The sequence below is a fragment of the Oscillibacter sp. UBA6647 genome, from assembly GCA_002455655.1.
Lineage (GTDB): Bacteria > Bacillota > Clostridia > Oscillospirales > Oscillospiraceae > Oscillibacter.
This window is the reverse complement of record DKLF01000104.1, coordinates 19,978-28,359: the sequence shown is the minus strand read 5'-3', so window position 1 is coordinate 28,359 and position 8,382 is coordinate 19,978. Positions and strand designations below refer to the sequence as shown.

General features: G+C 60.5%; 5 protein-coding genes. 3 read left to right on the top strand and 2 right to left on the bottom strand.

Features of this window, described 5'->3' with window-relative positions:
- On the bottom strand, positions 1-645 hold a 645-nt coding region (locus B2W96_RS07900; RefSeq protein ID WP_293009743.1), incomplete at its 3' end, for a potassium transporter TrkG.
- Positions 646-661: 16 nt separating this feature from the next.
- Entirely contained in the window at positions 662-2,020 is a 1,359-nt protein-coding gene (gene trkA / locus B2W96_RS07895) for a Trk system potassium transporter TrkA (RefSeq protein ID WP_293009742.1), read from the bottom strand.
- Positions 2,021-2,211: 191 nt separating this feature from the next.
- On the opposite strand from trkA, the gene B2W96_RS07890 reads away from it, so the two are divergent.
- From B2W96_RS07890 to B2W96_RS07880, 3 genes are all read left to right on the top strand, one after another.
- Complete coding sequence (locus B2W96_RS07890) at positions 2,212-4,884, top strand: translation factor GTPase family protein (RefSeq protein ID WP_293009741.1); 2,673 nt, start codon at positions 2,212-2,214, stop codon at positions 4,882-4,884.
- 259 nt (positions 4,885-5,143) lie between these two features.
- Positions 5,144-5,896, top strand: a complete 753-nt coding sequence (recO, locus tag B2W96_RS07885) for a DNA repair protein RecO (protein WP_293009740.1) — start codon at positions 5,144-5,146, stop codon at positions 5,894-5,896.
- A gap of 45 nt (positions 5,897-5,941) precedes the next feature.
- A complete protein-coding gene (locus B2W96_RS07880; protein ID WP_293009739.1) occupies positions 5,942-8,323 on the top strand; it encodes an endonuclease MutS2 in 2,382 nt (793 codons plus the stop codon).
- Positions 8,324-8,382: the final 59 nt, after the last annotated feature.

Sequence of the window (8,382 nt, the reverse complement as noted above, 5' to 3'; positions counted from 1 at the left end):
CCGATCTGTTCCAAAGGCGTTGATACACGCATCAAACGCCGACATCCCGCCCATCAGCAGCAGAACGATCTCCACCACCGTCATCAAAAGGTAGATACCGTAAAGAATTTTTGCGGTGTCTCCCAGACGGCTTACCAGCTTTCCCACAACCGGGCCGGGGACCTCCGCCCGCAGAATGTGCATTTCATGCCCGTCGGTGGTGGGCAGAATGGCCATGACGAACACCAACACGCCCATGCCGCCCACCCAGTGGGTAAAGCTGCGCCAGAACAGCATACCCTGACTCAAAAGCTCCACATTCTTTAAGATGCTTGCGCCCGTGGTGGTGAAGCCGGAGACGGTTTCAAAAAAGCTGTCGATAAAAGAGGGCATGGAGTGGGAGAGATAAAAGGGCAGCGCGCCGAACAGGGACATCAGAATCCATGCCATCGCCACAATCGCCAAACCGTCTCTTGCATAAAGCGCCTTGGACCGGGCAGGGATAAGACTCAGCGGAATGCCGCAGAGGACCAGAGCCGCCATGGGGATTAAAAAGGGCTTCGCCGCCTCCCCGTACGCCATCGCAACCAGCAAGGGCAGCGCCAAAAGCGCCGCCTCCACCAGCAAAATTTTGCCGAGGATGTTACAAATCATTCTTCTATTCAATGGATTGCCGTCCTTCTCAGCGCAAAATGTCGCGGATGTCGTGCAGGGTGCTTGTGGCCACAACAATCACATCGTCCCCCGCGTTGATGGTGTCGGAGCCGGAGGGAATGACGATTTTTCCGCTTTGCCGCACAATGCCCGCCAGCAGAACGCCGGGGCGGAGCTTCAATTCCCGCAGAGGCACGCCGATGAGGGGGGAATCGGGATGAATGCCGAATTCCAGCGCCTCCACCTTGCCGCCAATCAGGCGGTGCAGCGTTTTAATCTGTGCGCCGGAGGCGTTTTGCATCGCCAAAACATATTGCAAAATCAACTCCGTGGTGACGGAGCCGGTGGATACCACGCTGCCGATCAGTCCCGCGCCTGCAACCAGATCCACCAGGGGCTGGCGGTTGATTTTGGTAATGACCTTGCAATTCGGATTCTGCCGGGCCACGCTGAGGGACATCAGGATGTTGGCTTCGTCCATGCCGGTGATGGACACAAAGCCATCTGTCTGACCCAGCCCCTCCTCCCGCAGCAGCTCGCTGTCCGCGCCGTCGCCGGTAATCACCAGCGCGCGGGGCAGCAGCTCGCTCATGTGGGTGGAGCGCTCCGTGTCCTGCTCGATAATTTTAACGGTCATCCCCATATCCAGAAGCTGCGCGCCCAGATAATAGCACAGCTTGCTGGCGCCCACGATCATCACGGAAGACGCCTTGCTCTTAAACACTCCCAGATGCCGAAAAAACTGCTCCAGCTCGTGGGCAGAGGCGGTGATGTAAATGGTGTCCCCCACCTGAAGGACAAAATCGCCGGAGGGAATGATCGTCTCCTCGTTGCGGGCCACCGCGCAAATCAAAACCTTTGCCTTCAGGCTTTTCTGCAAGCTGCTCAGACGCATGCCATTCAGCGTGCTGCCGGGGTCCAGACGGTATTCCACCAGCTCCAGCCGCCCCTTGGAAAAGGACTCCACCTTCATGGCGTTGGGATAGCGCAGGACGCGGGCAATCTCCCGGGCGGTGGCACGCTCGGGATTGATGGCCATGGACAGACCCAAAGTGCTTCGCATATAGCGAAGCTGCTCTCCGTATTCCGGGTGGCGGATGCGGGCAATGGTGTATTCCACGCCCAGATACTTTGCCACCAGACAAATCAGAATGTTCAGCTCGTCGCTGGGGGCGGTGGCGATGAGCAGCTCGGTCCGCCCCGCGTCCGCTTCCTTCAGCACTTCGGCGCTGGCGCCGTTGCCGCACACGCCCATCACGTCGTAGACGTTGACAGTGTGCTCCACAAGCCGGGGATTCTGGTCGATCACGGTGACACTGTGCTCCCGGGAAAGACTCTGCGCCAGCGCCAGCCCGACTTTTCCGGCGCCCACGATGATGATTTTCATAGCTTACGAACCTCAAATTTCACAGTTGTCGTTATACGGCACTCGCCGTTAAGAAATCTTCACGCGATTCCATCACTGCCATTATAGTGAATATTTCCGTAAAAGCAAATGTTATTTTTGACCTGAAGGCCCAAGACTGCTATACTGAGAGAAATTTAACGGAATGCAAGCGGAGAAGAGCGGAGTAAACGATGAAAAAGCTGGTAGTCGGGATATTGGCCCATGTGGACGCAGGGAAGACCACTCTGACGGAGGGACTTCTCTACGTGGGCGGCGCGCTGAGGCGTTTGGGCCGTGTGGACCATGGAGATGCGTTTTTGGATACCTTCGCGCTGGAGCGGGAGCGAGGCGTCACCATTTTTTCAAAGCAGGCGGTGCTGCCCCTTGAAGAGCGGGAGCTGACACTGCTGGATACCCCAGGCCACGCTGACTTTTCCGCAGAGACGGAGCGGACGCTCCAAGTGATGGACTGCGCGGTACTGGTCATCAGCGGGGCAGACGGGGTACAGGGGCACACGCTGACCCTTTGGCGGCTGCTGCGGCGATATGGCGTGCCCACCTTCCTGTTTGTGAACAAAATGGACCAGCCGGGAACAGACCGCGCCCCGCTTCTTGCGGAGCTGAAGGGACGGCTGGACGGCTGCTGCGTGGATTTTTCCAGGCCCTCTTCAGAGCGGGAGGAGGAAACCGCCCTGTGCGGCGAGACCGCCATGGAGGAATATCTGGTCTCCGGCACGCTGCGGGACGAAACTGTTTCGGAATTGGTTGCCGAGGAAAAGCTGTTCCCCTGCCTGTTTGGCGCGGCGCTGCGGCTGGACGGGGTGGAAGAACTGCTGGATTGTCTTACGCGGTTTGCGCCTGTTCCGGTATACGGAGAGGAGTTTGGGGCGAAGGTCTATAAAATTTCCCGCGATGCGCAGGGTGCGCGGCTGACCCATTTAAAGGTCACGGGCGGCGTCCTGCGGGTGAAGGACCTGCTCTCCGGCAGTCGGGACGGAGAGGATTGGCAGGAAAAAGCGGACCAGCTTCGGATTTATTCCGGCGCGAAATTCCGCCCTGCCGACGCTGCCGAAGCGGGAACGATCTGCGCCGTGGTGGGATTGAGCCGTACCTTTTCCGGGCAGGGTTTGGGCGCGGAGTCTGCCTCCGCACCGCCGCTGCTGGAGCCTGCTTTAACCTGTCAGGTGCTTTTGCCGGATGGCTGTGATGTCCACACCGCATTGGGCCAGCTCCGTCGGCTTGAGGATGAGGACCCTCAGCTCAGGGTTGTCTGGCAGGAGCGCACCGGGCAGATCAACGTGCAGTTGATGGGCCTTTTTCAGCAGGAGATTTTGCAGCGGCTGTTAAAGGACCGGTTTGATCTGGACGTAACCTTCGGCCCCGGGGCCATTGTTTACCGGGAGACGATTGCCGCCCCCGTGGTAGGCATCGGACATTTTGAGCCGCTGCGGCATTACGCGGAGGTCCACCTGCTGTTGGAGCCGTTGGAGCGCGGCGCGGGGCTGCGGTTTGCCACCGTCTGCCCCGAGGACACGCTGGCGTTTCCTTGGCAGCGGCTGGCGCTGAGCCAGCTTGCATGGAAAAAACACCCCGGCGTGCTGACCGGCGCGCCTGTTACGGACATGAAAATCACGCTGCTTGCGGGCCGCGCCCACGAAAAGCACACCGAGGGGGGCGACTTTCGTCAGGCGGCGTGGCGGGCCGTGCGTCAGGGGTTGATGGGCGCGAAAAGTGTTTTGCTGGAGCCATGGTACGCGTTTTCTCTTTCTGTTCCTCAGGCCCAGACAGGCCGTGCCATGGCGGATTTGCAGCGGATGGGCGGGGAGCTTGCCCCGCCGGAGACGCAGGGAGAGCAAGCTCTATTTTCCGGCGCGGCCCCGGTGTCCGCCCTGCGGGATTACGGGGCGGAGGTTGCCGCCTATACCAAGGGGCAGGGACGGTTGTCCTGCGCCCCCGGCGGCTATCGGCCCTGCCCGAGGCAGGAACAGATTGTGGAGGAGACGGGCTACGACCCGGAGCGGGATTTGGATAATCCGGCGGACTCTGTTTTTTGCGAAGGAGGCGCGGGCCATGTGGTAAAATGGCGGGATGTACCCGCCCGCGCCCATGTGGACAGCGGCTTTTCCCCGGACGGAACGCCCGTGAAGAAAAGCGATTCCGGTCCCTCTGCCGCCCGCTCCGCCGCCTACGCGGGGACAATGGAGCAGGATAAGGAGCTGCGGGCCATTTTCGAGCGGACCTACGGCCCGGTGAAACGCAGGACTTTTCAAAAGCCTCTGCCCGCCGCCGATGCGGCTCCGGCGTATCGCGCTTCGCCCCCGCCCGCCGGACCGGAATACCTGCTGGTGGACGGGTACAACGTCATTTTCGCATGGGACGAGCTAAAAGTTGCCGCCGGGCAAAATCTGGATGCGGCGCGGCGGATGCTGTGCGATTTGATGAGCGATTATCAGGGCTTTCGCAAGTGCCGGGTCATTGTGGTGTTTGACGCTTATAAAGTCAAGGGCGGCTTGGAAACCGTGGAAAAGTACCACAACATTCATCTGGTCTATACCAAGGAGGCAGAGACGGCGGACGCCTATATCGAAAGGACTACCTATCAGCTTGGCCGGGAGCACCGGGTGCGGGTCGTCTCCTCCGACGCCGCCGAGCAGATCATCATTCTGGGCCACGGAGCGCTGCGGGTTTCCGCCGCCGCTTTCCGGGAGGAAATGGTGCAGACCCGGGGAGAAATCAACGCGGTCCTGCAAAAAAACAATCTCGCCGGAAAAGTCCGCCCTATGCGGGAAGCGCTGACAAAAGCGCTGGAGCGGCGGGAACAGGCGGGGGAGGAGTCCGGAGACAATTTTTCCGGCGGACGGTGAAGACAGACAAATCACGGTTTGCGACGAAGTCCGCCCCTTGCGGAGCGGCCGTAGCCTTGCTATAATAAGGAATGCACCCGGCTATTTGCCGGGACTTGGGGCATAGTTTCGACAAAATCGGACACACTAACCCAAGAGGTGATGAATTGTGACCGCTAATACCTGCTGGACGCTGTTTTGGACCACCGGCGCACCGGAATACTATGCGATGTACCGGGAATTTCTGGAGACAAACGCCCCGGAATGAGGAGGGGAACCTGTGAGTGACCTTGTGACCCGGGGCGCGGTGCTGCGGGAGACGGAGACAAAGGAATCGGACAAAATCCTCACCGTGCTTACCCCCGACCACGGGAAAATTTCCGTAATTGCCAAGGGGGCGCGGCGGAAAGGCAGCCGCTATGCTGCTGCCTGCCAGACCCTTGCGTACAGCGAATTGACGCTGAATCGCCGTGGGGACTGGTATTATTTGAACGAGGGGACTACCCTGTCCCTGTTTGAAGGGCTGCGGGCGGATTTTGAGGCGCTGGCGTTGGGGTTTTACTTTGCAGAGTTGACGGAAGCCGTCTCCTCTCCCGAAATTCCCGCGCCGGAGCTTTTAAGCCACCTGCTAAACGGTTTATACGCATTGGACACGCTGAAAAAATCCCGGGAGCTTGCCAAGCCCGCGTTTGAGTGGCGGCTGATGTGCCTTGCGGGGTACGAGCCGCTGGCGGACGGCTGCAACCTGTGCGGCGAGGAGAATCCGGCGGATGCGCGACTGGATCCGGTGCAGGGCGTTTTGCGCTGCGCCGCCTGCGGCGGTCCGGGCGGCGGGGAAGCCCTGCCTCTGCGCCCGGAGGCGGTGGCAGCCCTGCGGCACATTGTCTATGGTCCGCCCGGACGGCTCTATGCATTTACATTGACGGGGGAAGCGCTGAACCAGCTCTCCAACGCGGCGGAGCGGTATGTGGCCGTGCAGCTTGAGCGGAGCTTCCGCACACTGGACTATTATAAAAGTTTGTCGAATCTCTAATACATTTTGTACTATTTGGGATGTTTTATACGAAAAGGATTGTTTATGAGCGAATTGTTTCAAAAATCCATGCGGACGCTGGAGCTACCCCGCGTGCTTTCCATGCTGGCGGAGCAGGCTGTAAGTGACGAGGCCAAACGCTGCGCCCTTGCGCTGATGCCGGAAACGGAGCCGGAGGAGGTTCTGCGCCTGCTGGACCAGACCGACGCGGCAAGAGAGTTGATCGGCCTGCGGGGCAGCCCCTCCTTTTCCGGGGTAAAACCCGTGTCAGAAGCGCTGGACCGGGCCGATCGGGGCGGCGGGCTGAACACCACGGAGCTTTTGACCATCGCGGGCCTTTTAACCGCCGCCCGACGGACCCGGGAATATTTTTCCGATGGCGCGGGAGAGAAGACCTCCGTGGACCACCTGTTTTTATCTCTCCACGGCAATCGGTTTTTGGAGGAGCGGATTAAGTCCGTGATTCTGGACGAGGACACCATTTCCGACAACGCCAGCCCGGAGCTTAACGACATTCGCCGCAAAATGCGGGCGGCGCAGGCGAAAAGCCGGCAGGTGCTCCAGCGGATTATTTCCTCCCCGGCTTACAGCAAGGTTTTGCAGGAGAGCATCATCACCCAGCGGGACGGGCGGTTTGTGGTGCCTGTGAAGGCGGAGCAGAAGGGAGCACTGCCGGGGCTTGTCCACGACGTGTCCTCCACCGGGGCCACCTTGTTTGTGGAGCCAATGGGAGTGGTGCAAGCCAACAACGAGTACATCGAGCTGGAAGCAAAAGAGAAAAAGGAAATCGAGCGGATTCTGGCCGAGCTGTCCGCCGACGCGGCCAATCACCGAGAGGACATTCAGGGGGATTACGACGCGCTGGTGCGGCTGGATTTGATTTTCGCCCGGGGCCAGCTTTCTTATAAGCTGGACGGCGTACGCCCCGCGGTGAGGCGGGATGGGGCGGTGGTTTTGCGCAAGGCCCGCCACCCGTTGCTGGACCGGGCAAAGGCTGTGCCCATTGACATTGAAATCGGCGATAGCTTTGACACGCTGGTCATCACCGGGCCCAACACCGGCGGCAAAACCGTCAGCTTGAAAACGCTGGGTCTTTTAACGTTGATGGCCCAGTGCGGACTGCACGTTCCGGCTGCGTCCGGTAGCCAAATTTCCGTATACGAGCGGGTGCTGGCGGACGTGGGGGACGAGCAGAGCATTGAGCAGAGTTTATCCACCTTCTCCGCCCATATGACCGGTATCGTTCAGATTCTCAAGGAGACGGACCGGCGCACCCTAGTGCTGTTTGACGAGTTGGGAGCGGGAACCGACCCGGTGGAGGGCGCGGCGCTGGCCGTGGCCATTATCCAGCGGGTGCGCCGCTCCGGCGCGAAGCTGGCCGCCACCACCCACTATGCGGAGCTGAAAACCTTTGCCATGACCACCGCAGGGGTGGAAAACGCCTCCTGCGAGTTTGACGTGGAAAGCCTGCGGCCTACCTATCGGCTGCTGATCGGCATTCCGGGAAAGTCCAACGCCTTTGCCATTTCCAAGCGGCTGGGTCTGCCGCACGAGGTGGTGGAGGAAGCCAAGGCCCAGATGGCGGGGGATAGCGTTCGCTTTGAGGACGTTTTGACCCAACTGGAGCAAAAGCGGCAGGCTTTGGAGAAAAAACAGGCGGAGACTGACCGCCTGTATCAGCAGCGGGAGGAGGACGCCCGCAAGGCCCGGGAATTCCGCACGCAGATGGAGAAGGCGCGGGACAACGCCCGCAGCCGGGGCGAGGCGGATGCCCGCCGCATATTGCGGGACGCAAAATCCGCCGCTGATCAGACGATGAACGAGCTGGCGGAGCTGCGCAGACAGCAGACCAGGGCCGACGCGGCGCAAAACCTGAACGAAGCCCAGTCCGCCATTCGCCGGGGGCTGAACGAGGCGGAGGAAAAGCTGCGCAGCCGGGAGTTTGAGCCGGAGCCGATTCCAAAGCCCAGCCGTCCCATTCAAAAGGGCGATCAGGTGGAAATTCCCGGCGTGAAGACCCCCGCTGAGGTTGTCTCCGTGGGAAAGGATGGGGCGCTGCAATTGCAGGCGGGCCGGATGAAAATGACTGTGAAGGCCGACGAGGTGCGGCTGATTGAGGCGGCCGAGCGGAAAAAGTCCACCCCGGCCCGCTCCAACCCGGACCGACAGCTCTTGCGCCCCGCCGCCACCAGTGAGCTGGACATCCGGGGGATGGAGAGCATCGAGGCCGAGAGCGTGGTGGAAACCTTCCTTTCCGCCGCTGTGATGGGGCGGCTGGAAACCGTCACCATTATCCACGGCAAGGGTACGGGCGTTCTGAGAAAGGCCGTCCACGAGCTGCTGCGCCGGAATAAGGCGGTGAAGAGCTTCCGTCTGGGGGTTTACGGAGAGGGCGAGTCCGGCGTCACGGTGGTGACGATGAAATAAAAACCGCCGCTTTGGGGCGGCAGGGGTATTTTTGCGGGCCGCTGCCCGAAGAGGCGGCG

Excerpts from the sequence above, each read along its gene's own strand:
- trkA (WP_293009742.1), bottom strand. The coding sequence starts at position 2,020 with ATGAAAATCATCATCGTGGGCGCCGGAAAAGTCGGGCTGGCGCTGGCG.
- B2W96_RS07890 (WP_293009741.1), top strand. The coding sequence starts at position 2,212 with ATGAAAAAGCTGGTAGTCGGGATATTGGCCCATGTGGACGCAGGGAAG.
- B2W96_RS07880 (WP_293009739.1), top strand. The coding sequence starts at position 5,942 with ATGAGCGAATTGTTTCAAAAATCCATGCGGACGCTGGAGCTACCCCGC.